The organism is Microbacterium suaedae (genome assembly GCF_003254645.1).
Taxonomy (GTDB): Bacteria; Actinomycetota; Actinomycetes; order Actinomycetales; family Microbacteriaceae; genus Microbacterium; species Microbacterium suaedae.
This window is the reverse complement of sequence record NZ_PNFD01000003.1, coordinates 164,582-189,216: the sequence shown is the minus strand read 5'-3', so window position 1 is coordinate 189,216 and position 24,635 is coordinate 164,582. Positions and strand designations below refer to the sequence as shown.

23 protein-coding genes and 1 tRNA gene are annotated in these 24,635 nt (G+C 68.9%); 12 read left to right on the top strand and 12 right to left on the bottom strand.

The window, feature by feature from the left end:
* Window positions 1–12: 12 nt before the first annotated feature.
* Window positions 13–1,044, bottom strand: a complete 1,032-nt coding sequence (locus C0012_RS10410) for a LacI family DNA-binding transcriptional regulator (protein ID WP_110589914.1) — start codon at window positions 1,042–1,044, stop codon at window positions 13–15.
* A gap of 140 nt (window positions 1,045–1,184) precedes the next feature.
* Here C0012_RS10410 and C0012_RS10405 point away from each other — a divergent pair, with 140 nt between their 5' ends.
* From C0012_RS10405 to C0012_RS10385, 5 genes are read left to right on the top strand one after another with little or no spacing between them, the layout of a single operon-like run.
* On the top strand, window positions 1,185–2,465 hold the full coding sequence (locus C0012_RS10405; protein WP_232527882.1) for an ABC transporter substrate-binding protein: 1,281 nt from the start codon (window positions 1,185–1,187) through the stop codon (window positions 2,463–2,465).
* 7 nt (window positions 2,466–2,472) lie between these two features.
* Window positions 2,473–3,462: a carbohydrate ABC transporter permease gene (locus C0012_RS10400; protein WP_110589912.1), complete on the top strand. Its 990-nt coding sequence runs from the start codon at window positions 2,473–2,475 to the stop codon at window positions 3,460–3,462.
* Complete coding sequence (locus C0012_RS10395; protein ID WP_110589911.1) at window positions 3,459–4,343, top strand: carbohydrate ABC transporter permease; 885 nt, start codon at window positions 3,459–3,461, stop codon at window positions 4,341–4,343. The genes C0012_RS10400 and C0012_RS10395 overlap by 4 nt, the downstream gene beginning before the upstream one ends.
* Window positions 4,340–5,614: a glycoside hydrolase 5 family protein gene (locus C0012_RS10390; RefSeq protein ID WP_198411123.1), complete on the top strand. Its 1,275-nt coding sequence runs from the start codon at window positions 4,340–4,342 to the stop codon at window positions 5,612–5,614. The genes C0012_RS10395 and C0012_RS10390 overlap by 4 nt, the downstream gene beginning before the upstream one ends.
* Before the next feature lie 29 nt (window positions 5,615–5,643).
* Complete coding sequence (locus C0012_RS10385) at window positions 5,644–8,637, top strand: alpha-mannosidase (protein WP_110589910.1); 2,994 nt, start codon at window positions 5,644–5,646, stop codon at window positions 8,635–8,637.
* A 118-nt stretch (window positions 8,638–8,755) separates the two neighbouring features.
* Here the strand turns inward: C0012_RS10385 and C0012_RS10380 are convergent, their stop codons facing one another.
* Both C0012_RS10380 and C0012_RS10375 read right to left on the bottom strand, forming a co-directional pair.
* Entirely contained in the window at window positions 8,756–9,448 is a 693-nt protein-coding gene (locus C0012_RS10380) for a YceI family protein (RefSeq protein ID WP_110589909.1), read from the bottom strand.
* Between the two features lie 47 nt (window positions 9,449–9,495).
* Window positions 9,496–10,356 (bottom strand): SDR family oxidoreductase, encoded by an 861-nt coding sequence (locus C0012_RS10375; RefSeq protein WP_110589908.1) that lies wholly within the window; start codon window positions 10,354–10,356, stop codon window positions 9,496–9,498.
* A gap of 107 nt (window positions 10,357–10,463) precedes the next feature.
* Between C0012_RS10375 and C0012_RS10370 the strand changes: the two genes are divergently transcribed.
* Window positions 10,464–10,844, top strand: a complete 381-nt coding sequence (locus tag C0012_RS10370; protein ID WP_232527881.1) for a winged helix-turn-helix transcriptional regulator — start codon at window positions 10,464–10,466, stop codon at window positions 10,842–10,844.
* Between the two features lie 3 nt (window positions 10,845–10,847).
* On the opposite strand, the gene C0012_RS10365 is transcribed toward C0012_RS10370, so the two are convergent.
* Window positions 10,848–10,921: transfer RNA gene (locus C0012_RS10365), tRNA-Gly, on the bottom strand.
* Between the two features lie 166 nt (window positions 10,922–11,087).
* On the opposite strand from C0012_RS10365, the gene dcd reads away from it, so the two are divergent.
* Complete coding sequence (gene dcd, locus C0012_RS10360) at window positions 11,088–11,687, top strand: dCTP deaminase (RefSeq protein ID WP_110589906.1); 600 nt, start codon at window positions 11,088–11,090, stop codon at window positions 11,685–11,687.
* 23 nt (window positions 11,688–11,710) lie between these two features.
* On the opposite strand, the gene C0012_RS10355 is transcribed toward dcd, so the two are convergent.
* Complete coding sequence (locus C0012_RS10355; protein WP_110589905.1) at window positions 11,711–12,589, bottom strand: glycerophosphodiester phosphodiesterase; 879 nt, start codon at window positions 12,587–12,589, stop codon at window positions 11,711–11,713.
* Window positions 12,590–12,877: 288 nt separating this feature from the next.
* On the opposite strand from C0012_RS10355, the gene C0012_RS10350 reads away from it, so the two are divergent.
* Window positions 12,878–14,119 carry a DUF418 domain-containing protein gene (locus C0012_RS10350; RefSeq protein WP_198411121.1) on the top strand — a complete coding sequence of 414 codons (1,242 nt, stop codon included), beginning with the start codon at window positions 12,878–12,880 and terminating at the stop codon, window positions 14,117–14,119.
* 30 nt (window positions 14,120–14,149) lie between these two features.
* Entirely contained in the window at window positions 14,150–14,470 is a 321-nt protein-coding gene (locus C0012_RS10345) for a TfoX/Sxy family protein (protein WP_110589904.1), read from the top strand.
* 127 nt (window positions 14,471–14,597) lie between these two features.
* On the opposite strand, the gene C0012_RS10340 is transcribed toward C0012_RS10345, so the two are convergent.
* Window positions 14,598–15,065 carry a DUF4188 domain-containing protein gene (locus C0012_RS10340; protein WP_110589903.1) on the bottom strand — a complete coding sequence of 156 codons (468 nt, stop codon included), beginning with the start codon at window positions 15,063–15,065 and terminating at the stop codon, window positions 14,598–14,600.
* A gap of 86 nt (window positions 15,066–15,151) precedes the next feature.
* Here C0012_RS10340 and C0012_RS10335 point away from each other — a divergent pair, with 86 nt between their 5' ends.
* The gene (locus C0012_RS10335) at window positions 15,152–15,760 is read left to right on the top strand and encodes a MerR family transcriptional regulator (RefSeq protein ID WP_110589902.1); all 609 of its coding nucleotides are present in this window, start codon (window positions 15,152–15,154) and stop codon (window positions 15,758–15,760) included.
* Window positions 15,761–15,937: 177 nt separating this feature from the next.
* Here C0012_RS10335 and C0012_RS10330 read toward each other — a convergent pair whose 3' ends face one another.
* The 4 genes from C0012_RS10330 to C0012_RS10305 all read right to left on the bottom strand — a co-directional run bounded on the left by C0012_RS10330 (window position 15,938) and on the right by C0012_RS10305 (window position 19,744).
* Window positions 15,938–16,573, bottom strand: a complete 636-nt coding sequence (locus C0012_RS10330) for a GyrI-like domain-containing protein (RefSeq protein WP_110589901.1) — start codon at window positions 16,571–16,573, stop codon at window positions 15,938–15,940.
* A 268-nt stretch (window positions 16,574–16,841) separates the two neighbouring features.
* Window positions 16,842–17,297, bottom strand: a complete 456-nt coding sequence (locus tag C0012_RS10320; RefSeq protein WP_110589900.1) for a nitroreductase/quinone reductase family protein — start codon at window positions 17,295–17,297, stop codon at window positions 16,842–16,844.
* Between the two features lie 400 nt (window positions 17,298–17,697).
* Entirely contained in the window at window positions 17,698–18,561 is an 864-nt protein-coding gene (locus C0012_RS10310) for a CPBP family intramembrane glutamic endopeptidase (RefSeq protein WP_110589898.1), read from the bottom strand.
* 355 nt (window positions 18,562–18,916) lie between these two features.
* Window positions 18,917–19,744: a PhzF family phenazine biosynthesis protein gene (locus tag C0012_RS10305; RefSeq protein ID WP_110590004.1), complete on the bottom strand. Its 828-nt coding sequence runs from the start codon at window positions 19,742–19,744 to the stop codon at window positions 18,917–18,919.
* A gap of 134 nt (window positions 19,745–19,878) precedes the next feature.
* On the opposite strand from C0012_RS10305, the gene C0012_RS10300 reads away from it, so the two are divergent.
* Window positions 19,879–20,661, top strand: a complete 783-nt coding sequence (locus C0012_RS10300) for an alpha/beta fold hydrolase (protein ID WP_110589897.1) — start codon at window positions 19,879–19,881, stop codon at window positions 20,659–20,661.
* A 179-nt stretch (window positions 20,662–20,840) separates the two neighbouring features.
* On the opposite strand, the gene C0012_RS10295 is transcribed toward C0012_RS10300, so the two are convergent.
* Window positions 20,841–21,446 (bottom strand): NAD(P)H-dependent oxidoreductase, encoded by a 606-nt coding sequence (locus tag C0012_RS10295; protein WP_110589896.1) that lies wholly within the window; start codon window positions 21,444–21,446, stop codon window positions 20,841–20,843.
* Window positions 21,447–21,516: 70 nt separating this feature from the next.
* Here C0012_RS10295 and C0012_RS15590 point away from each other — a divergent pair, with 70 nt between their 5' ends.
* Complete coding sequence (locus tag C0012_RS15590) at window positions 21,517–22,149, top strand: TetR/AcrR family transcriptional regulator (protein WP_110589895.1); 633 nt, start codon at window positions 21,517–21,519, stop codon at window positions 22,147–22,149.
* Window positions 22,150–22,248: 99 nt separating this feature from the next.
* Here the strand turns inward: C0012_RS15590 and C0012_RS10285 are convergent, their stop codons facing one another.
* The gene (locus C0012_RS10285) at window positions 22,249–24,540 is read right to left on the bottom strand and encodes an immune inhibitor A domain-containing protein (protein WP_110589894.1); all 2,292 of its coding nucleotides are present in this window, start codon (window positions 24,538–24,540) and stop codon (window positions 22,249–22,251) included.
* Window positions 24,541–24,635 lie beyond the last annotated feature (95 nt).

The following is a 24,635-nucleotide window of genomic DNA, read 5'->3' as shown; positions in this document are numbered from 1 at the left end:
GTCGGGATCTCGTCAGCGCACGGCTGCCGTGCTCTCGCGGATCGAGAGGGTCGGCGCGAGCGCCGCGGTCGACGGCACGGGGGCATCCTGATCGATGCGCCTCATGAGGGTGCGCGCCGCGAGCTCGCCGAGGGCGTAGGTGTCGCGCGTGAGCGCGGTGATCGAGGGGCGCACGAGCTGCATCGCGACCGAGTCGTCGAAGCTCGCGAGGGAGAGATCGCCGGGCACGTCGATCCCGAGCTCGTCCGCGGCGCGGAGCCCCGCGAGGGCCATGACGTCGTTGTCGTACACGATCGCTGTCGGACGATCGTCGCGGGCGAGGAGATCCCGCGTGGCCTGCGCCGCCTGCTGTGCCGAGTAGTCGGTCTCGACCGAATCGGGCATCGCGTCCTCGTACGCCTCCGCGCACTCGCGGAGAGCGTGTCGGCGCAGCTCGGTGTGCTCGAACTCGAGTCGACCCATTACGTGCGTGATGCGCCGGTGGCCGAGTTCGAAGAGCTGCGCGAAGAGCGCCGTGGCGACGGCGTGGTCGTCGATCCACACGCTCGGAACGGAGGGGTCGGCGCTGGGGTGGCTGCCGATCTGCACGGCGGGAAGGCCGAGCTCGGCGAGGCGCGCGACCCGTGCGTCCTGGCGTCGCGGGTCGACGAGGACCACGCCGTCGACCCGGTGCGCGGACTGCCAGGCGTCGTAGGCCGCGAGTTCCTCCTCGAGGGACGAGACGACGAGGGTCTGGAGACCGGTGTGGGTGGCAGTGAGCCCCGCCTGGATCCCGGCGATGAGCTCGGGGAAGAACGCCTCGGTTCCGAGCGTTCGTGCGGGGCGGTTGATCACGAGGCCGATGACGTCGACGCGCGAGCTCCCGAGCGCGAGCGCTGCGGAGTTCGGTCGATAGTTCATCTCGGCCGCAGTCTCGAGCACGCGGGCACGAAGCTCGCTGCTCACGCCCGGACGGTCGTTCAGCGCGAAGGACACCGCTGCCTTCGAGACGCCGAGGCGGCGCGCGATGTCGTTGAGCGTGGCGCGCTTGCGGTGACTCTCCATCGTGTTCCTCCGACTTTCCTCAACCGGTTAACTCCGGTATTGACTTACCCGGTTTAGTCTCTCACTATAGGGCCGTCGCCTCGCCGACGCCAGCATCGCGGATGTCGGAGGCGCGATCCCACTGCACACGAAGGAGTTGCATGACCATGAAGTTCACACGCACCCCGCTCCTCGCGGGACTCGGCATGCTCGCCGGCGCGGCTCTGTTGGCGAGCTGCTCGTCATCGGCACCCGCAGACGGTGCCGACGCCTCCGGCGACGTCGACGGCAGCATCAGCTTCCAGACCTGGTCGCTCACGCCCACCTATCAGGAGTACCTCGACGAGGCGATCGCCGCCTTCGAGGACGAGTACCCGGGGGCCAGCGTCGAGCTTATCGACCAGCCGGGCGACGGCTACTCCGAGAAGGTGCTGTCGCAGGCATCGACCGGCACGCTTCCCGACGTCGTCAATCTGCCGCCGGACTTCGCGCTGCCGCTCGCGCAGCAGGACATGCTCCACGACGTGAGCCAGTCGACCGATATGGAGGCGACCTACGTTGCTGGATCCGTCGAGGCGTTCCGGTTCCCCGGCGTCGACGGCGTCTACGGCTACCCGTGGTACCTCGGCACGGACGTGAACTACTGGAACGCCGAGCAGTTCGACGCGTGCGGACTCGATTCGGAGAACCCGCCGACAACGACCGACGAGCTCTTCGAGCAGGCGTCGATCCTGACCGAGAACTGCTCCGACATGCAGCTCCACAGCCGGCTTCCGGGCATCGGCGATTTGACGCTCGAGGGCATCGAGATCCTGAACGAAGACGGCACCGAGTTCGTCTTCAACACCCCGGAGGCGGCCGCGATCCTCGACCGATACGCCGAGGCGTACGCGAACGGCGAGATGCCGTCGAGCGTGCTCAGCTCGGACTACCTCGGAAACTCGCAGCTCTTCACCGAGGGCAAGGTGGCGTGGACGACGGGAACCGCGACGTCGATCAATGACTTCGAGAAGAACAATCCGAGCCTCACGGGGAACGTCGTCGTCGGGCCCGCGCTCAACATCTCGCCGCTGTATGTGCAGGGCGTGAGCGTGTCGGCGAGCAGCGACGAGCTCGCGACGGCCGTCGCCTTCGGAGAGTTCATCACGAACGCCGACAACCAGAACGAGTTCGCGCACATCGCGAACGTGTTCCCGTCGACGCTGGGCTCCGAGGAGGATCCCTACTTCTCCGAGCCCGACGGCACGCCCGCCGGCGAGGCGCGCGTGACCGCATTCGCCTCGCTCGAGACCGCCGAGGTTCTTCAGCCGTACATCGTGAACGACGCGATGAAGACCTACCTCGATCAGCAGATCGCGCTCGCGATCCGCGGCGACATCTCGGGCCAGGAGGCGCTCGACGCATCCGTCGAGAAGCTCAACGACCTTCTCGCGCGCCAGTAGGAGAAGCATGTCCGTGAGCAACCTCCCCGCGGTCGGCCAGGCGCCGGCCGCGGGGCGCCCGTCCGCTCCGGAGACGACGCACCTCGTCGCTCCCCGGTTCGCTCAGCGCCGCGGGCCGACGAGCACGACTCGGCGATTCACGCCCTGGCTGCTGCTCGCCCCCGCGCTGCTGTGGCTCCTCGTGTTCTCGATCTGGCCGTCCCTCAACACGATCCGCATGGCGTTCACGAACGCGAAGCCGCTCGGCGGAAACGAGGAGTTCGTCTGGTTCGAGAACTTCTCGTACCTCCTGCGTGACGACCAGGTCGTCGGCGCGCTGCTGAACAGCATCGTCTTCATGCTCGTGTGCCTGCCGCTCCTGACGCTCCTGCCGCTGCTGATCGCGATCCTCGTCGAGAAGAAGCTGCCCGGCATCACGTTCTTCCGCACGGCGTTCTATACGCCGGTCATCGCCTCGGCTGTGGTCGTCGCACTGATCTGGACGTTCATGCTCGACGACCGCGGGCTCGTGAACGGGCTCGCCCAGGCGCTGTCGATCATCCAGGAGCCGCTGCCGTTCCTCACCGATCGGTGGCTCATCATCCTCAGCGCGGTCAGCCTCACCGTGTGGAAGGGGCTCGGGTACTACATGATCATCTACCTCGCGGCCCTCGGAAACGTCAGCCGCGACCTCCACGAGGCGGCGGCGATGGACGGAGCGGGGGCGATCCGGCGGTTCTTCGTCGTGACGCTGCCGGCCGTTCGCGGAGCCATGCTCCTCATCGCGGTTCTCGTCTGCATCTCGGCGCTGCGTGTCTTCAGCGAGGTGTTCGTGATGACCGGCGGCACCGGAGGCGCGGGCGGTGAGGCGATGACGATGGTCATGCTCATCCAGCAGTACTCCCGCGGCTTCACGGGTGATCTGGGCTACGCGAGCGCCCTCAGCATCCTCATGTTCTTCGTGACGCTCGTGCCGATGCTCATCCTCGCGAGGATCAACAGCAGGAGGGACACATGACCGCCACCGCCGTCCGCACGACGCAGGCGCCGCGTCGCCGCGCCCGCGGCTTCGGCCGCATGGGGCCGGGAGAGCGCATCGCGCGCTACGCGCTGCTCATCTTCGTGCTGCTGATCTCGATCGGACCGTTCCTCTGGCAGCTCTCGACATCGCTCAAGAGCACCAGCGAGGACATCTACACGCGCATTCCGCAGCTGTGGCCGAGCGAACCGACGCTCGACAACTACGCGCGCGTCCTGGACGCGATCCCCGTGTGGCAGTTCATCGGCAACTCGCTGTTCGTCGCTGTGTTCGCAGTGGGCGGCAACGTCATCTTCTCGACGCTTGCCGGATTCGCCCTGGCCCGCCTCCGCTTCCGTGGGCGGAAGGCCGTCCTCGGGCTGTTCCTCGCGACCCTGATCCTGCCCGGCGAGGCGACGATCATCGCAAACTTCGTGACGATCCGGAACGTGGGCCTTGCCGACACGCTGCTCGGTGTCGCCCTGCCGGGCATGATCGCGACGCTGAACGTGCTGCTCATGTACAACGCCTTCCGCATGCTGCCGGAGGAGATCGATCAGGCCGCCGTCATCGACGGTGCGAACGCCCTGCAGCGCTTCTGGTTCGTGTCCCTGCCGTCCGTCAAGGGAACCGTTGCGGTCATCGCGATCTTCAGCTTCATCGGCGCCTGGGACGACTTCCTCTGGCCGCTCATCGTCCTGACCAGCCCCGATCAGTTCACGCTGACGATCGGTCTGCAGTACCTTTCGGGAACGTTCGCCAACGACCAGCGCATGATCGCGGCGGGCTCCATGATCGCCTTCATCCCGATCGCGATCGTCTTCGCGGTGCTCCAGCGGCACTTCTTCAAGGGCGTCGAGGAAGGCGGCGTCAAAGGATGAGGTTCGGCGTCAACTACACCCCTCGCGAGGGCTGGTTCCACTCGTGGCTCGACTTCGACGCCGACGCGGTGCGGCGCGACTTCTCCCAGATCGCGCAGCTCGAGGTCGACCATGTGAGGATCTTCCCCCTCTGGGATCTCATCCAGCCGAATCGTGGGCTCATCCGCCCCGCCGGTCTCGCCGCGGTCGGCACGGTCATCGACGTCGCGGCCGAGTTCGGCCTCGACGTGAACGTCGACGCACTGCAGGGGCACCTGTCGAGCTTCGACTTCCTCCCGTCCTGGGTGTCGACATGGCACGAGCGCAACATCTTCACGGATCCCGACGTCATTGCGGGGGAGGAGGCGTACGTGCGCGCGCTCGGCGAGGTGCTCGCCGAAAGGGGAAACGTCCTCGGGTTCACCCTCGGTAACGAGGTGAGCCAGTTCGCAGCCCGCCCGCATCCGGATCCGCATGGGATCGACGCCTCACAGGCCGAGGCCTGGCTGAGGCGGCTGCTCGGTGCGGCGCGCGACGCGGGAACCGGGCTCATCACGCACGCGAGCTACGACGCCACGTGGTACGACGAGCGCCAGCCGTTCCTTCCCCGTCACGCGGCGGAGCTCGGCGACGAGACCGTCGTGCACTCGTGGGTCTTCAACGGCGCCGCACAGCGCCACGGTGGCCTGGGGACGGGGTCCGTGCGCCACGCCGAGTACCTCGTGCAGCTCGCGGCCGCCTGGCACACCTCGGGCGACCGGCGAGTATGGCTTCAGGAGGTCGGGGTTCCCGAGACGGTTGTCGACCCATACGACGCGGTCGATTTCGTTGAGCGCACCGTTCGCCACGCGGCCGGTGTCGCCGGCCTGTCCGGGATCACCTGGTGGTGCTCGCACGACGTGGCGCGGAGCATGCTCGACTTTCCCCCGGTCGAATACGACCTGGGGCTGATCGACGAGAACGGGCGGATCAAGCCGACAGGACGCGCGTTCGCCGAACTCGCCCGCGAGCTGCGCTCCGCGCCGGAGCCGGCCCCCGTCGAAACCGCGCTCGTCCTCGACGACTCCGCCGGATACCGCGCGCGGTGCGCGCCGGGCGGCGGATTCTTCGAGGCGTGGATGCGGGCCGCCTCTGCCACGGGAACCGGGCCGCAGATCGTCCTCCGCTCGCGCGCACACGACGAGCCGCTCCTCGCCGCTCGCGGGATCCGCCATCTCATCGAAGCCGGGCGGCTCGGCACCGGCGTATCCTCCCCGACGGGCGGCGGCGCCGCCGCGACGATGTCCTCCTGATCCACCCGACGAAGGGACCGAACACCCTCATGCACGACGACATCCCGCTCACGACCGGACGCGCGACCCGCGTCCTGAACGAGCGCATCCGGCCCGCCATCCACAGCGCGCGCCTGCCGCTCGACATCGCCTGGCACGAACTGCCCGGCGAGCCGATTCCGCCGGCCGAGGGGCTTGCGCTCGACTACCAGCCGTTCGAGGCCGGATCCCCGTGGGGGCCCGCCTGGGGCACGACCTGGTTCCGCCTGCGGGGGACCATTCCGAGCGAGTGGGCGGGCCGACGCGTCGAGGCCCTCGTCGATCTCGGCTTCGACATCAACATGCCGGGCTTCCAGTGCGAGGGCCTCGTCTATCTGCCGGGCGGTGAGCCGGTCAAGTCGCTCAATCCGCGCAATCAGTGGGTGCGCGTCGCCGAGGCCGCCGAGGGGGGAGAGGAGATCGAGTTCTTCATCGAGGCGGCGTCCAATCCCGTGCTCCTCGACTACCACCCCTTCCTGCCGACGCAGGAGGGTGACGTCCGCACCTCCTCGCCGAAGCCGCTGTATACGACGCGCCACTTCGACCTCGCCGTGCTCGAACCCGAGGTGCACGAGCTCGCGCTCGACATCGAGGTGCTTCTCGAGCTGCAGGCCGAGCTTCCGGAGTCGTCGCCGCGTCGCATGCAGATCCTGCAGGCGCTCGACGATGCGCTCGACAGGCTCGATCTGCAGCGGATCCCGGAGACCGCCGCCGATGCGCGCGCCGCGCTCGCACCCGCCCTCGCAGCGCCCGCCGAGGGGAGCGCACACGAGATCTCTGCTGTCGGCCACGCGCACATCGACTCCGCATGGCTGTGGCCCGTGCGCGAGACGATCCGGAAGGTCGCCCGCACGACCTCGACGATGACCGAGCTCCTCGGGGAGGAGCCCGACTTCCAGTACGGCATGTCGAGCGCACAGCAGTACGCGTGGATCAAGGAGCACCGCCCCGAGGTCTACGAGAAGGTGCGCGCCGCCGTCGCTGAGGGACGCTTCCTTCCCCTCGGCGGGATGTGGGTCGAGTCGGACACGGTGATGCCGACGGGCGAGGCTCTCGTACGTCAGTTCCTCTACGGACAGCGATTCTTCGAAGAGGAGTTCGGGATCCGCTCGAAGGGCGTCTGGCTGCCCGACTCGTTCGGCTACTCGCCCGCGCTTCCGCAGCTCATGCGCCGTGCCGGATTCGAGTGGTTCTTCACGCAGAAGATCTCCTGGAACCAGGTCAACAAGTTCCCGCACCACACCTTCGCGTGGGAGGGCATCGACGGGTCCCGGATGTTCACCCACTTCCCGTCGATGGACACCTACAACTCGCAGCTGTCGGGCGAGGAGGTCGCCAAGGCGTCGCGTCAGTTCCGCGAGTCGCGCGTCGCCTCCGGATCGATCGCGCCTGTCGGCTGGGGGGATGGCGGCGGGGGAACGACGCGTGAGATGACCGGCAAGGCGCGCCGCCTCGCCGATCTCGAGGGCAGCGCGCGCGTGCGCTGGGAGCATCCGGACGCGTTCTTCGACCGAGCGAAGGGCGAGATGCCGCACCCGCCCGTCTGGGTGGGCGAGCTGTACCTCGAGCTGCACCGCGCGACGCTCACGAGCCAGCACAAGACGAAGCAGGGCAACCGCCTCACGGAGCATCTGCTCGTCGAGGCCGAGCTGTGGTGGGCGACGGCCGCCGTCCGCACGGGGGCCGCGTATCCGCACGACGAGCTCGACGAGCTGTGGAAGCAGGTGCTGCTGCAGCAGTTCCACGACATCCTCCCCGGGACCTCGATCGCGTGGGTGCATCGCGAGGCCGTCGAGCAGTACGCGCGCGTGGCGGAGGCGGCCACGGCGCTCATCGACCGGGCGCAGGAGCTCCTCGCAGGATCCGGTGAGGAGCGCGTCGTCTTCAACGCGTCGCCGCTCGCGCGCGACGGGGTCCCGGGGCTCGCGGCCGCGCCGCTTCGCGCCGCCTCGGGCGAGGTGCGACTCGACGAGTCGGAGGGCGGCTTCGTGCTCGAGAACGAGCTCGTACGGGTCGCGATCTCGGCGGAGGGACTCATTACGAGCGCCGTCGACCTCGCGACCGGCCGCGACGCGATCCCCGACGGGAGGCCTGCGAACCTCCTGCAGATGCATCAGGACTTCCCGAACATGTGGGACGCGTGGGACGTCGACCGTTTCTACCGCAACCGCGTCCACGACCTCACGGGCGTCGATTCGCTCGAGGCCCGCCTCGTCGACGGATCCGCCGTGGTGCGGGTCGAGCGCTCGTTCTCCGCGTCGCGCGTCTCGCAGGAGATCACGCTGCGCCCGGGCTCCCGCACGCTCGAGTTCGCGCAGGAGACCGACTGGCACGAGACGGAGAAGTTCCTCAAGCTCGCCTTCCCCCTCGCGATCCAGGCCGAGCACACGGCCGCCGAGACGCAGTTCGGGCATGCCCGGCGCGTGACGCACACGAACACGAGCTGGGAGGCCGCAAAGTTCGAGACGTCGATGCATCGCTATGTGCACATCGACGAGTACGGCTTCGGCGCGAGCCTCGTCACCGACTCGACGTACGGCTATGACGTGACGCGAGACGCGGATCCCGATGCGGGCGTCACGACGACCGTGCGGCTGTCGCTGCTGCGCGCGCCGCGGTTCCCGGATCCCGAGACCGATCAGGGCGCGCAGACGCACCGCTACGGTCTCGTCGTCGGATCGACGATCGAGGACGCGACCGCGGCGGGGCTCGCGCTCAATCTGCCGGCGCGGGAGCGCAGCGGATCCCCGGTCGCGCCGCTCGTGTCGGTCTCGGACGGCATCGTGGTCTCGGGCGTCAAGCTCGCGGCCGACCGCTCGGGCGACCTCATCGTCCGGGTGTACGAGCCGCATGGCCGTCGCGTGACCGGATCGGTGTCGATCGACGTGCCCGGAGCCGAGGTGCGGGAGGCGAGCCTCATCGAGGACGTAATCGCTCCGGCGGATCCTGCGGACATCACGCTCACCCCCTTCGAGGTGCGCACTCTCCGCGTGACGCGGGGCTGAGTTCCGCCACCCCCACCAACACAACGCAGTCGATCTGGGCCGGCCCGGCCGAGAACTGGGTCGGCTGGGCCCGTGTGGGCCGGATCGACTGCGTTGTGTTGTGGATGGAATCGCGGGATCAGCCCCGCGCCACGGTGAGCTGGAACTCGACGGCGCCGGCCGGCTCGACCGAGACGAAACCGAGGTTGGGGGCTTCGACACCGTAGTCGGCGAAGACGATGTCGATGGCGCCGGCCAGCTGCCCCTCCGCGCCGTCGAACGCGGCCTGCAGCTCGAAGCTCACCTCGTTCGAGACGCCCGCGATCGTCAGCTCGCCCGTCGCCTCGAATGTCTGGACGCCGCCGGTGGGCACCTCGTCCGCGGTCACCGGCTCGGTGAGCGAGAAGCTCGCGGTGGGGTACTCGCCTGCGCGCAGGGCCGTATCCCGGAAGTAGGCGTCGCGCTGCGCGGAGTCGGTGGCGATCGAGGCGACGTCGACCGTGATCTCGGCTTCGGTGAGAGTGAGGCCGTCGACGACGAGCTCGCCGGCGACCTCACTCGTGCGCCCTGTGACGGTCACGTCCGTGCCGTTGAGAACCTCGTCGACCCGGTACCCGGCCTCCGAGCCATCAGTGACGCTCCAGGTGCCCGAGACGTCGGCCGGATCCGCGGGATCTCCCGCGGATTCCGGGGCGGGGGAGATGGTGGGCGCGGACGCCGCCTCTCCGGCCATGACGTCTCGGTAGACGATCGGCCCCGCGACGGCGGCCACGCCGGCCACCACGATGCCCGCGGCCACGACGGCCGCGATGATCTTCGTCTTCTTCTGCATCTGCTCGGTGCTTCCCGTCGTCGAAGGGCGCGCGGATCCTGTTGGCGTCAGGCCAGCTCGGCGCGGACCACGTCGGCCATCGGCGTCGGGGCGCGACCGATGAGGCGAGCGAGATCGTCGCTGTCGGTCTCGAGCTCTCCGGCGGCGATCGTCGCGTCGAGCGCAGCGAGGAAGCCGGCCGTCTGCTCGTCGAGGCCTGCGGAGATCAGCGCCGCGGTGTACTCCTCGGCGGGGAGATCCTTGTGCGCGATGGTGGTTCCCGTGGCTTCGCCGATGGCCTCGGCGAGCTCGTCGAAGCTGAACGCGGCACCACCGAGTTCGTAGACGCGACCGTCCGTGGCGTCGTCGAGCAGCGCGGCAGCGGCCGCGATCGCGTAGTCCTCGCGGGCTGCGCCCGAGACCTTCGCGCCGCCGGTCGCGCCGAGGATCGCGCCGGTCTCCTGGTACTGCTGTGCCTGGCTCGTGTAGTTCTCGATGTACCACCCGTTGCGGAGGACCGTGTGGGCGATACCCGACGAGCGCAGCGCGCTCTCGGTCTCGACGTGCTCGGGAGCCAGTGGGTTCTGCGTCGTGTCGGCGCCGAGGATGCTCGTGTAGACGATGCGGCCCACGCCGTTCGCCTTCGCCGCCTCGATCACCGCGGCGTGCTGGACGGAACGCTGCCCGACCTCGCTGCCCGACACGAGCAGCAGGCGGTCGACGCCCGCGAGTGCGGAGCGGAGCGTGTCGGGCTTCGTGTAGTCGCCTTCGCGGACCTGCACGCCCTGGCTCGAGAGGTCGGAGATCTTCTCGGGCGTGCGGGCGATCGCGACGATGTTCTCGGGGGAGACGTCGCGCGCGAGGAGTTCGGTGACGGCGCGGTGTCCGAGGTGCCCGGATGCTCCGGTGACGGCGTAGATCGTCGACATGTTGCTCTCCTATCAGTGTGTACTAACTTCTAGTGAGTACTATACATGGAAGAAGCGGTTGTATCATCGAGTGAGTGGCGCGGATGCGCCGGGAGGTCACTATGTCGGTGCGGAACGCAGAGATCGACGAGCCGCAGCCGAGCGTCGAGCTGGTGGCGGACGTGTTCGCGCGCGACTGCGAGTCGCGGGCGATCTTCGATGACGTCACCTCGAAGTGGGCCTCGCTCGCCCTGCTCGCGCTTCTCGAGGGGACCTACCGGTTCAACGCGCTGCGCCGGCGGGTCGACGGCGTCAGCGACAAGATGCTCTCGCAGACGCTGCAGGCGCTCGATCACGACGGTCTCGTCTCGCGCGAGGTGGTTGACGTGATCCCCGCGCGCGTCGAGTACGAGCTGACCGAACTCGGTCGCGAGGTCGCGATCCGGCTCCGTTCGCTGGCGGATCTGCTCGAGGGTGTTGTTTCCGAGAGGGAAACGCGCGGCGGGTGAGTGTGGAGGGGCTGACGGGAATCGAACCCGCGCTGTCTGCTTGGGAAGCAGAAGTTCTACCATTGAACTACAGCCCCGTACCCCGCGATCCGCGTCATAGTGCGGAACAGAGGGGTGTCACGAGACTACAGGCCGGGATGTTCTCGTGCAAACGAGACGCGCCCCGCGAAACCCTGCGCTGACCGGTCTCGAGCTGTGGGGCGCATGCGGAATCCGCCGGTCCCACGCCGTAGACTCACCTACGTGCTGCTCTCCGATCGCGATATCACCGCCGAGCTCGACGCCGGGCGCATCGCCCTCGAACCGTCCGACCGTGCGATGGTGCAGCCGTCGAGCGTCGACGTGCGCATCGACCGGTACTTCCGGCTGTTCAGCAACCACAAGTATCCGTTCATCGATCCGGCCGAGGACCAGCCCGACCTCACCCACCTTGTCGAGGTCGAGCCGGAAGAGGCATTCATCCTGCACCCTGGCGAGTTCGTGCTCGCGAGCACCTTCGAGGCCGTGACGCTGCCTGACGACGTCGCCGCGCGCCTCGAGGGGAAGTCGTCGCTCGGTCGACTCGGGCTGCTCACGCACTCCACGGCGGGGTTCATCGACCCCGGCTTCTCGGGGCACGTGACGCTCGAGCTGTCGAACATGGCGACGTTGCCGATCAAGCTCTGGCCCGGGATGAAGATCGGCCAGCTCTGCTTCTTCCGGCTGTCGTCTCCCGCAGAGAAGTCGTACGGCGCGTACGGCAACCGCTATCAGGGTCAGCGCGGTCCGACCGCGAGCCGTTCGCACCTGCGCTTCGACCGCTCCGATGTCGCCGTGACCGACGCGGGCGCGCGCGGGGCCTGACGGCGCAGGCCCCGCGCCACGCATCACTTGCGCGCGTCGAGCGTGTCGAACGCGACGTCGGGGACGTTGCTGATGATCCCGTCGACATCCGCGTCGAGCAGGGCGTGCATGATCGTCGGGTCGTCGACGGTCCACACGTTCGTGACCATGCCGGCTGCGTGGATCTCGTCGACGTACTCGGGGGTGATCGCCGAGTAGTGCGGGTTGATCTCGTCGGCCCACTCGCTGTACTCGTCGAGCTGGTCCACGGGGACGGTTCCGAGCAGCCCGGTCGGCATCGCAGGGGCGATCTCGTTGTACCGCTCCATCGATGCCCAGTCGAAGCTCTGCACCGACAGTCGCCCGGAGGCGATTCCCGACGTGAGGTAGCCGGGGTGGTCGTCGAAAACGCCGTGCACGGCCTCCTCGATTCCCGGGTAGAGGCCGGGGCTCTTCAGCTCCATGATGATGCCGGAGCGCGAGCCGCGCACCTGCTCGACCATCTCGTCGAGCGTCGGGACGGGCTCGCCCGCGAACTCCTCGCCGAACCAGCTGCCGGCGTCGAGCTGCTTGATCTCGTCGAGCGTGAAGTCTCCGACCCGCCACGGCGCACGGTCGGGGAAGACATCTTCGACGTCGGTCGTGCGCGACAGCGTGGTGTCGTGCATGAGGATCGGCACGCCGTCCTTCGTCATCTGGACGTCCGACTCGATGAGGGAGGATCCCTGCTCGATCCCGACGCGGAACGCCGCGAGCGTGTTCTCGGGCGCATAGGCCGAGGCGCCGCGGTGGGCGATCACGGTCGTCGACACGTGCTCGGGCTGGCCGCGATCCTCGGCGGGCGCCGCGTTCGCGGGGAGGGCGGTGAGTGAGAGGCCGAGAGCGGTGACGGCGGTGGCGCCGATGAGGTGGCGGATGCGCATGGGGAACTCCAAAGTTCGAGAGAAAGAGGATCCACGCCTCACCCTGGCGGGCTGTCGTGACCATTCCGTTATCTTCATCTGTCGGAATGGTGACGTACCTCGCGCCGAGACGACGAACAGGCGAACGTCCGGCGACGCCCCTTGTGTGAACGTCGCGCCTCCGTTCTGAATGCGGCCGCGCGGGAGCCGCACCCGGTAAGGAGAGGGTCGCGCGATATCCGCCCTCAGGGGGATGTGCGCGGAGCTGCGGTTCTGCGACTCTGGTTCCGTCTCACGATCGGAGAATCCATGAGCTCGTCAATCGCTCGCGGTCCGGTGCGCGCCGCAGAGCGCAGCATCTCGCCCGACCTGGCCCGCGGCTTCGCGCTGCTGTTCATCGCACTCGCCAACGCGCCCTTCTATCTGTGGGGAGCGGCCGAGACGGGCCTCACTAGTGCGCATCCGAAAGGCGGTTCCCTGCTCGACCAGATCGTGCAGGCCATCACGATCGTCGCGATCGACGGGCGCACCTATCCGCTCTTCGCCTTCCTCTTCGGATACGGCATCGTGCAGATGTACCGCCGTCAGGTCGGGGCCGGGGTCGACGAACACGCCGTTCGCGGCCTGCTGCAGCGTCGCAACGCCTGGCTGCTCGTCTTCGGCTTCGTTCACGCGGTGCTGCTGTGGATGGGGGATGTGCTCGGCGCGTACGGCCTCGCGGGCCTGATCTTCGTGTGGCTCTTCCTGCGGCGCAGGGACCGTACGCTACTCGTCTGGGCGTGGGTCCTTCTTGGGCTGCTCGCGCTCGGGGCTTTCATCTCGATCCCTGCGGCATGGGCCGTGGGCATGATCCCGCTGGATCCATCGACGATCATGGGGCCCGACCTTCATGCGACGCAGGGGCAGGAGAACTACCTCCTCTCGATGGGCGAGCGCGCCGCATTCTGGCCGGCCATCGTTGTCGGGCAGGGGCTCATCGGGCTCGTCGTGCCGATCATGATCCTCGTGGCGTTCTGGGCCGCGCGGCGGGGGATTCTCGAGAACCCCGGCGCGCACCTCAGCCTGCTGCGTCGCACGGCGATCGTGGGCGTCGCGGTGGGCTGGCTCGGGGGCGTCCCGGCGATGCTCGTGCACTTTGACGTGATCGCGCTGCCTCTGCACGCCTCGTGGATGTTCGCGGGGCTCTCGGCAGTCTCCGGGGCTTTCGCCGGTATCGGGTACGCCGCGCTGTTCGGTCTCATCGGGGCCGCGATCGAGCGGCGTCGCAATGAGCGTGCCACGCCGACTCGCCTCGGCCTGACGGGTGCGATCGCCGCCGTTGGTAAGCGGTCGCTATCGAGCTACCTCATGCAGTCGGTGCTCTGTGCGCCCGTGCTCGCCGGCTGGGGTCTCGGCCTCGGTGGCGTGTTCGGCAGTACGCAGATGGCGCTGTACGCGATCGGCGTATGGGCTGTGACCCTGCTGCTGTCCGCCGTGTGGGAGACGCGGGGCTGGCGCGGCCCCGCCGAGATCCTCCTGCGGCGTCTGGTCTATCGCGACGCTCGGCGCTGAGCCACCGACGGCGTCGGCTACGCTCGCCGCATGGCGTACAACACCGAGATCGCGGATCGCGTGCGCGCGATCGTCGAGGCGGCCGGAGACGTCGACGAGAAGCGGATGATGGGATCGATCGCCTTCCTCGTGAACGGGAGGATCGCTGTCGGCGTCTCGGGCGACGAGGTGTTCTTTCCCGTCGGCGGGGGAGAGTCGCTCGACACGGCCCTCCAGCGGGGAGCCCACCGGCTCACGATGCCGGGTGGGCGCACCGCGCCGTTCGCGGCCCTCACGGATCCGTCCGATGAGGTCCTCGCCGACTGGATCGGGGACGCGATCGCCCGCGCGCTGGGCGCGTCCGACGACTGATCACCCGCGAAAGCAGGTCCCGCACCGGAGCTGCCGAGCACAACGCAGGAGATTTGCGGGCCCGGAGGGGTTTCCCGCAGCGAACCCGGCTGTCTCCGGCCAGATTGACTGCATTATGTTGCGGTGCTCAGCTGGCGATGCGGTCGCGGGCCCGGGCGTGCGCCTTCGTGACGGGTGTCATGTCCGTTGCGGCGGCAAGACCGGTCGGCGGCATCGCGAAGTAGAAGGTCTCAGCGCGCGCGACCTCGAAGGTTTCGTGCCAGATGCCGACGGCGTCGCCCGCCGTCCGAGCGCGACGATTGAACTCACCCCAGGCGGGGCGGTGCTTCGCCTGCGGGTTGGACGCGTAGTCGTACAGCTTGTCGAGGCTCGTCCAGTACTGCAGGACGGTCGGCGTGCGCGGCAGGCCGAACAGGCGATAGCCGACCATGCCGGAATCGGGATCGGTGGCGAGTTCGCGCATCATCGGCGGCATCGCGCGGAAGGTCGGCAGCCAATCGCGCACGCGCGACCAGCGGTTGATGCGCATGCCGATGAGGAACACGATGAGTTCGCCGTCGTAGTCGTGGGTCATCCGCCCCGGCACGGGTTTCATCTCGGCCCCCTCGTGAATGCAGCCATAATGGGAAGTGTCACTTTCCAATAATGGATAGTGAAACTATCTTATGTCAAGGGGTCCGTGTGAGAATCTCCGAGCTCGCTCGTCGTTCCGGCGTCACGACGGCGACGATCAAGTACTACCTGCGCGAGGGGCTCGTGCCACAGGGGGAGCTGACATCCTCGACGCAGGCGCAGTACGGTGACGCGCACGTCGATCGGCTGCGTCTCGTTCGCGCTCTCCTCGGCCAGGGGGGACTGTCGGTCGCCCAGGCGCGCAAGGTGCTCTGCGTGATCGACGCGCCGGGTGACGACATGTTCGCCGCGCTGGGGGCGGCGCAAAGTGCCATGTACGACGATGCGGACACCGTCGACGAGTCGCCCGCTCATGAGCTCATCGCCAGGGCGGGGTGGGTGATCGATCCCGCGAGTCCCGAGGTGGGGCAGCTCGCCCGCGCCCTCGCGGCGCTTGCCGACGCCGGATTCGTGGTGCCGGATGGGGTGATGGACGCCTACCTGGCCGCGTCGTCCGAGGTGAGTAAGGCCGAGCTCGCGCACATGCCCGAAGAGCCGGGGGCGGCCCTGCGGTATGCCGTTCTGGGGGCGATCCTCGTCGAGCCGCTGCTCGCGGCGCTGCGTCGCCTCGCGGAGCAAGACGCCTCGGCCCGGATGTTCGGCTCGTCGGGCGAGTGACGCACGACGCAGTCGATCTGCCTCTCTCCGCGCCGTTCGCTGTACCGAAGCCGGCGTTGTTCGGCCAGATTGACTGCGTTGTGATGTCGCGAATCGGTTGAGGGGCTGTGGTGCGCGCAGATCACGACCGGCCCCGTCGGTCCCCGATGAAGGTCCGCGCTGTCGCTCAGGGGCAGGTCACCTTCTCGGGCTGCTGGCGCGGCTGATGCGCTCGACCGGCTGGCGGAGGATTGTGCGCAGCCGCTCGGGGGCTGCGCGACGTACGTCGCCGAGATATACCTCGTGGTGCCGGCCCGTCATGCGCAGGCCGTTCGCGGGGACGAAGTCGTCGTGCATGCGTTCGAGCACGGGGCCCTCCGCGTCGTACGGGCCGATGTGCAGGGTCTGCACGCAGAGCCCCTCGTCGAGGTCGTCGACGCGCAGCAGGTCGAGAGAGGGGGCGCCCGTGCGGGCGACGTCGCGACGCGCCTCGTCGACGAGCTCGGTGGGGATCCAGTCGGGCACGAGGATCATTGCGGTCCAGCGCCATGCCGACTTATCGCGCGCCTCTGTGAAGAAGCGCATGTCGTCGGCCCACCACAGAGCCTCGAGGGGCGGCACGACGTAGTCGTGATCCAGCTCCTGCTTGCTGCGGAACTTGAGGCGATACGCGACGGGATAGAGCGTTTCGAGCGCTTCCCGGTACGCGGCGGCGGTGTTCGGATCTCCGGATCCCGTGACCGTGAGGTAGCGCATCGGCGGAACGGTCACGATCTCGAACCGCCCGCGCGGCGCTCGATACGCGGGCAGGGCCTTCTTGAGGTCGGTCTTCATGGATCCGATCCTCCCGTCATCCGCGGTGTGAGGGGCGACGCTGGGCACGGATACTTGACCCTGACACAGTGGAAGACGGGAGCGTGGCATACATGTTGTCCATCGGAGCCCTCGCGCAGATCGGCCAGGTGACGCATCGCATGCTGCGTCACTGGGATCGCGGCGGCAGGCCCGTGCCGCGAGTTCTACGTCCGGGCGGAACCCGACCATGATCAGAGCGAGTGGGTGACGGAGCTGCAGCAGCCCGTGGCCCGCGCGGAGTGAGGTGTCACGCCCGCACGAGCACAACGATGTCAGTTGGGGTGGTGCGGCGGGCGGCGAGGTCGTCGATCTGCGGGTCGATCCGCTGCCACTCGCGCCAGAGGCGGTCGCGCTCGGCGTCGGTCGCGCGATGCGCGACGACGTCGTGCGCGGATCCGTCGGGCATCGCCACTCGGGCGCGCGGATCCGACTGCAGATTGAGCCACCAGGCGGGGTGCCCCTCGCGCCACCCATTCATCGCGAGGGTGTGGAGGGCGTCGCCGTCGTCGAGGTAGCCGACGATCGCGATGCGCGGGTCGCCGCTGCGGCGGCCGGTCGTGGTGAGCGTCAGCGCGCCCCACGCGTTCCGCGCGCCCGGTTCCCAGAGCCCGCGGCCGGGTCCGCGCCGGGCGATGGCGCGGTGGATCCGCCACGCGGTCGACACGACGAACCGCGGCGGCACAAAGGGCTTCCGGGGGCTCATGCGTTCGATCTTCGCGCTACCGGGGCGGCGGCGCATCGGCCGAACGGCCGATCCGGCGCCTCCAACCCTTCATTTCTGGCACATCTCTCCATGGCACACCGGTAGGGATGAGCCAGAAACGAAGGGTGAGTCGGGGCGTGAGGCTCGCGGCGGCCCCGCGGATCTCCGCCGCGAAGGGCTCCGACGCGTCGCCAAGCGCGGACAGCGCCTCCGCAAAGAGGGGGGCGGGGCGCCTCGGACGCGAGCCGGGCTCGAACGGTCGGGCGTTCGGAGCGATGCGCGCGGGCGAACGACATCCCTCACGGATCCGCCCGACGAGGTCCTCGCCGACTGGATCGGAGACGCGATCGCCCCCGCCCTCGGCGCGTCCGACGACTGATCACTCGTGGAACGGGCTCCGTCAGCGGGCCGCACGTCGGCGCACGAGTTTCCCGACCGCGATCGCGACGGCGGCCCAGATCGTCCAGCTCACGCCGTGGAATGCCCAGTACGTGGGGGTGTCGAGATCGGCGAGCGGTGTGATGAGGTTGCTGTAGGCGAACTGGCCCATCGTGTTCATGACGGCGTGCGCGAAGACGGCCGGCCACACGGATCCGCCCAGGTAGCGCACGGCGCTGATCGCGACCGCCGCGAACAGCAGGTTCACGGTCGTCGTCACCACGACGCGCATCGGCATCGTCCCGTCGAGCGAGTAGGTCAGCGCGACGGGAAGATGCCAGGCGGCCCAGAATCCGCCGATGATGAGCGTGGATCCCCAGAACCCGAGCGGCGCGAGCGTCGTCTGGATGTACCCGCGCCACCCCGCCTCCTCGCCGAACGCGAACAGCATCCACACGATCGAGAAAGGAAGCACGAGCAGCGCGGCCGTGCCAGCGCCCTCGACGACCGAGTAGTCGACGAGGCCGAGAGATGCCGTCGCGACGATGGTGGCGAGGGGCACGATCGTGAACACGGCCAGCGCGATTCCCGCGGCGCCGAGCGTCTGTCCGAGCGGACGCACGCCGATCGCACTCCAGCGCCAGAATCGCACGCCGGGCCGGAGGATCGCGTGAACGATGAGGATCGCGAGGAATGGGATCCATTGGAGGGCAGGCGTCGCGACGGCGAGGATCTCGGAGCCGAGGTCGGTGAGCCAGAACGGCAGGCAGATCGCGACGACGATCGCCATGACGGCGACGCCGGCGGTCATGAGGAATCGCGGCGCCCAGGCTGGCAGTGCACCCGTAGCGGCATAGGGGAGCGGGGCGGGCTGCGAGGTCGGCATGTGGCGAGGCTAGGTTCGGCTCGGCGCCGAGGTCGAGCCTGGCGACGGAACTCGGACTGATTCGGGGGCGTTCCCCCGGGCGGCGGGTGGGGTGTCCCCGAAGGGCCGCTCGCCAGGACGGGTTCTCGTTCTGCACAACGACGCCAATTCTCCCGCTCGCATGCATCTGAACCGGTTTCGGGCACCAAGAGAACGAAAAATGGCGTCGTCGTGTAGGTCGGTAGCACGTACCGTTGTCGCCGTCGGACACTGCCGGCACAACATGACGCAGTCAATTCGTCCGCAGGACGCCCGATGTGGCCGGTTCGAGCGTCATCGCCTGCGGATTGACTGCGTTGTGTTGTGCGGGCCGCGCTCAGATCGTCAGTTCGCCCCGGATGGTCGTCGTCGTGACGCCGCCGACCCACACGTCGTCGCCGTCGCGGAGCACGTGCACGCGGCCGCGGCGTCCGAGCGCCGTGCCCTGGCTCGACACGTACTCATCGGGGAGGACAGATCCCGCGAGCCACTGGCCGATGGCGGCGTTGAGGGAGCCCGTCACGGGATCCTCGGTCGGCCCCATCTCTGGCCGGAGGAATGCGCGCACCTCGATCGCACATTCGGCGCCGTCGCCGTAGAGGCCGACGGCCCCCACCGGTACTGGCAGCGCGGCGAAGTCGGGGTGCAGGGACAGAACGGCCTGCGCGTCGGCGAGGCGCACGCCGACCCAACCGGGGCCGTTGTCGCACCACGCGGCGTCGACGATCGCTCCGCGTTCAACGCCCAGCGATGTCGCGATACGCACCAGGAGCTCCTCGTTGGCGGGTCCTGAGCGCGCGAGGGGAGGGGCGGCGAATGCCAGACGGCCCGACTCCTGGCGCAGTGTCACGAGGCCGATCTCGCACTCCTGCACGATGTCGCCGGTGCGGGGCGCGCCTCCGGCCTCGAGCCACGCGTGCGCGGATCCGAGCGTTGGGTGGCCCGCGAACGGCAGCTCACCACCCGGGGTGAAAATACGCAGGCGGTAGTCGGCCGAGGGGTGCGTCGGCGCGAGGAGGAACGTTGTCTCGGAGAGGTTGGTCCATCGCGCGAACGCGGCCATCTGCTCGTCGGTCAGACCGTCGGCCCCGTGGACGACGGCCACGGGGTTGCCCTGGAGCGGGTCCGTGCTGAAGACATCGACCTGGCGGAAATCGAGTGGCATGCACTCACGGTAGCCCTCGAGCGCGAGGGGAGCCTCGTCGTCCGTGGGCGGCGCACAGGACCGACGCCGTCCGACCTCGATGCGCATCGCACAAGTGGGTACCGCGAGGGCCGCGAGCATGGCACGGTATCCGCATGGATCACACGATGTCGGCTGACGGCGCCCCGATCGCCTTCGGGCGCCACGGCGACGGTCCGCCGGTCGTGATCGTCGGCGGGGCGCTTTCGGCGTCCGATGCTGCCGTGCCCCTCGCCCGCGCGCTCGGTGAATCCGGCCTGCAGGGCATCACCCTGGACCGTCGCGCGCGGGGCGAGAGTGGCGACGTAGCGCCGTATGCGATCGAGCGCGAGGTCGAGGATCTCGCCGCCGTGATCGAGGCGGTGGGAGGAGAGGCAGCCTTGCTCGGACATTCTTCGGGCGCCGTGCTCGCGCACTTCGCGACGGCGTCGGGCCTGCCCGTCTCGCGCCTGTTCCTCTCCGAGCCGCCGTTCTCGTTCGGTGAGCGGACGTCGGATCCGCGACTTCCCGATCGGCTGCAGCGGCTCATCGATGACGGTGAGGCCGCCGAGGCGGTCGTCCTCTTCCAGCGGGAGGCTGTGGGTCTGCCTGAGCAGCTGATCGAGCAGATCCGGCAGAGCCCGCTGTTCGCATCGCTCGTCCCGCTCGCGCAGTCGGCCGTCTACGACGCGACGCTCACCCGCGATCTCGCGGCGCCGACCGTGGCAATGCGGGAGCTATCCCTGCCGGTGACGATCCTGCGCGGGGATCCCACCTTCCCGGTCCTCGTGCGAGCATTCGAGCTGCTGCGCGACGCGATGCCGGACGCCGAGTTCCTCGTCGTGTCCGAATCGCGCGATCACGGCATGGATCCTGTCGCCACGGCACGCATCGTGAGCGAACGCGTTCTTTCCGGGTAGGGCGTCAGAGCTCGTCGAGGTCGTTTCGCGGGCCCGGGCGCCGTCGCCTTCGTGGCGCGTGGGTCCGAGGCGCCGCCTCACGCGCGCGTCAGGGAAGCGGGAGTGGGTCCGAGGTGCCGCCTCCTCACGCGTCAGGGAAGCGGGCGCGGCCCGGGCAGGTGTGGGTCTGAGGCGCCGCCTCACGCACGCGTCAGGGAAGCGGGCGCGGCGGCGGACCGGGTGGAGCGCCGTGCATCGGCGGCGCCGGCGGCCGCTGCGAGCTCGAGCCAGTTCGCGCGGCGCGCATCGTCCGCCTCGCGTACACCCGTGAAGCGCGTGAGGCGCACGGGCCGGATCCCGCAGAACTGCATCGTCTGATTCTTCAGGTGCTTCACCGCCGGGTCGCCGGTCAAGGAGAGGAACCACCTCGGCGAGTCGCTCGTCATGAGGATCCGCCCCGTCTTCTCGCGCAGGAGCCCCTCGGGCAGTCCATTCGACCGGTAGCGATAGGTGATCTTCGGGAGGAGGATTCGGTCGAGGAATCCCTTGAGGAGCGCGGGGGTCGACGCCCACCACACCGGCGTCGCGACGGCGACGTGGTCGGCGGCGAGGAGATCGTCGAGGGCTGCGCGCAGATCGGGCTCGAGTGGCTGTTCTCCTCGATATCCCCGGCGCATGATCGGGTCGAAGGTGAGATCGCGCACGGCGAGGAGGCGCGCGTCGCCGTGCGCCTCGGCGTAGCGACGCGCGAGCGCGGCCGTGAGCGAATCGGGGTTCGGGTGGCCGTCGATGACGAGCGCGGACATGGTTCCTCCTGACATGATCTGGACAGTGCCCACAAACTGGACACTGTCATGATGTGGGAGAATCTGGCTCGTGTCAACATCGGAAGCGCGGTACCATCACGGCGATCTGCGGCGGGCGCTGCTCGATGCCGCGGACGCGCTGCTGTCGGAGCGCGGATCCGGCGCCCTGAGCCTCCGCGAAGTCGCTCGGCGCGCGGGGGTCAGCCACAACGCGCCCTACCACCACTTCCCGGATCGCATCGCCGTGATGAGGGGTCTCGCCGAGCGGCACATGCGGCGGCTGCTCGACGCGCAGAAGCAGGCAGCCGCGCAGGAGAGCGACCCGGATCGGCGCCTCCGCCTCGTCGGCCGCGCGTACGTCGCGTATGCGCTCGACGCGCCCGCGGGCTTCGGGATCGTGTTCGATCCGGAGATCTGCGTGCCCGGTGAGCCGACGGCCGAGATGGGGCCGCTCATCGCCGAGAATGAGGAGCTGATCGCCGAGCTCGTCGCTTCGCGACTCGGCGATGCGGACCCGGCGGTGCAGGAGGGGGCAGCCGCGGGCGTCTGGGCCCTCGTGCACGGGCTCGCCCAGCTGATCGCCACCGGCCACCTCCCGGCCGAGGCGGTCGAGCCGTCGCTCGACGGACTCACCGCGCTGCTGTCGGCCCCTCGTCCGCCCGCGGATCCACAGCTCTCCGGCGGATCAGCCGACGGCAGCTGATCCGCGCGCCCGGACGTGAACGACGGATGGCCGCGCCCCCTCGGGAGGGAGCGCGGCCATCCGGTGACCGATCCGCGGCTGCGGATCGCGGCGTGACGATTACGGCGTGCGGCGCACGTCCACCGTCATCGAGCCCTTGTTCTTGTTCCGGTCGACGATCGTCACCGACGTGCCCGTGCCGCCCACGATGACCGAGGCCCCCGGGTTCGCCGCGTCGTAATACGCGTACGGGTCGGTGTCGTCGAAGGTCGCCGAGGGCTTCTGCGACGCGACGTCGAGCGTCGAGACGCCCGCCGCCGTCTCGCGCTGCAGCGAGATCGGATCCGTCTTGTGCGTGCCGAACGTCGCGTCGAACGCCTGGATCCGGTTGCGCGCGACCTCACCATCGGACCAGGTCAGTGCGGTCGGGTTCGCGTCGACGGGAAGCGCGCTGCCGCCGCCGGGGTGCTGCGAGGTGTTGTTGTCGCTGTACAGGCTGTTGACGTACCAGACGAGCATGCCGTCCTGGTAGGGGAAGTGCTCGACCTGGTCCGGGCTCGACTGCGACCACGCGAAGTTGTAGGCGCCGGTCTCGAGCACGCGGTCGTAGCCGCCGTAGACGCGGTTCTCGACGATGTAGAAGTGGCTGTACGGCTGCGCGTAGCCGCCGTCCTCGATGACCGTGAAGCCGTCGAGGGTCCAGTCGCTTGCGCCGTCGTCCGTCGTGAGGGCATCCCCGACGGCGATCTCGTCGACCTGGAAACCGGGGTAGGTCGCGGCCACATCGGTCCAGTAGCGGAAGCGCACCTGCGCGGTCTCGCCGGCGAGAGCCGAGAGGTCGGCGGTCAGTGCGGTCCAGCCGTCGGAGGTGCCCGTGATGCCGTATCCGGCGTTCTGCCCGTTCGGATCGGTCGTGGTCGAGAGGTTCGTCTCGACGGGCGTCCACGTCTCGCCGCCGTCGGTCGTGGCCTCGAGGTAGGCGTAGTCCCAGTCGACCTCGATGTCGAAGCTCGCGCTGGCCGTGAGCTCGCCGCCCGCGGGTACGAGGAACTCGGGGCTCGTCGCCGTCACATCGAGGTCGTCGCCCGAGCCCGAGTACAGATGGCGGTCGCCCGAGGCGGCCGGACCGACCTCGATGAACGTCTCCGCGTCGGGCAGGTCGACGATGGCCGCCTGCGCTCCGCGCGTCGTTGCATGGAACGACGGGCCGAGGTCGACCGTCGCATCCGACTCGGCCTCGACGAGCTCGTAGTCGAGCCAGCCGAGGAACAGCTTCTCGTTCGGACCCATGTGGTTCGGCGTCGTGCCGATCGCGCCGTCGCCGTGGCCGAGCCACGAGCCGGAGCTCATGAGGGTCCAGTACGCGGTGCCGTTCTCGCCGCCTGCGGTGTCGTAGTAGTCGGGCAGACCGAGATCGTGTCCGAACTCGTGCGCGAAGACGCCGAGGCCGCCGTTCTCGGGCTCGGTCGTGTAGTCACGGATCCAGATGTCGGTGTCACCGATCTGCACGCCGCCGAGGGGCATGTACTGCGACGGCCCTTCCTCGCCGAGGCCGGCCTGGCCGGCGGCCCAACGGTGCGACCAGATGGCCCATTCGGGGGCACCTGCTTCTTCGCCGGCGCCCGCGTGCACGGCCTGGAAATGGTCGATGTAGCCGTCAGGCTCGTTGATGATCCCATCGCCGTCCGCGTCGTAGCGGTCCCACACGTCGTACGACTGCAGCTCGGCGACGATGTCGTCCTGGGAACGGCCCTCCGCGAGCTGTGCGTCGTACCAGGCGTCGGCGGAGTCCTGGATGAACCGCGTCATGTCCTGCTGGGACTCGGTCTCGCCGTACGACGCCTCGTTGTTGTCGACCTGGACCCAGTCGGAGACGCCGCCCTCGACGGCGAAGCGGCCCGACGACATCTCGTCGTAGACGTCGGCGAAGGACTCTCCGTCGCCGAAGAACATGTCCTCGTAGTGTGCCTTCGAGAAGTCCGACATCCAGTAGGTTGAGTTGTCGGACTCTCCGGGCTCGGGGATCTCGTTGTGGCGCGGCCCTGCGGGTGCGTCGGGGAAGCGCTCATCGACGTCGTCGCCGAACTCGACGAGGATCGTGAACAGCTGCGCCGTCTCGGCGGTGCCGTACTCGACGTACTCGCCGGGCTTCAGCTCGACGACCCTGCTCTTGTTCGAACCGCGGCCGCGTTCGGTGACGTCGGCCTTGCCCGTCGCGACGAGCTCGGCAGCCTTCTGCTTCTCGGCCGTGCGCTTCTCGGCGAGCGGATCGGGTCGGTTGTCACTGGGCGCATCTGTCGGCGCCTCGGGGGCCGACGCGGACGCCGGGGCCGCTGTTGCGGCAGTGGGGACGAGGAGCGACCCGGCGAGCAACGCTGCTGCCCCGAGTGCGCATGTGGTGCGGATCTTCATGTTCCTCCGTAGATGGGTGGAGCGGACGAGAACGTCCGCGACCGCCGTCCGGAACGCCGAGCTGTGCACTCAGCGTTCATGCGGCTGGACCACAT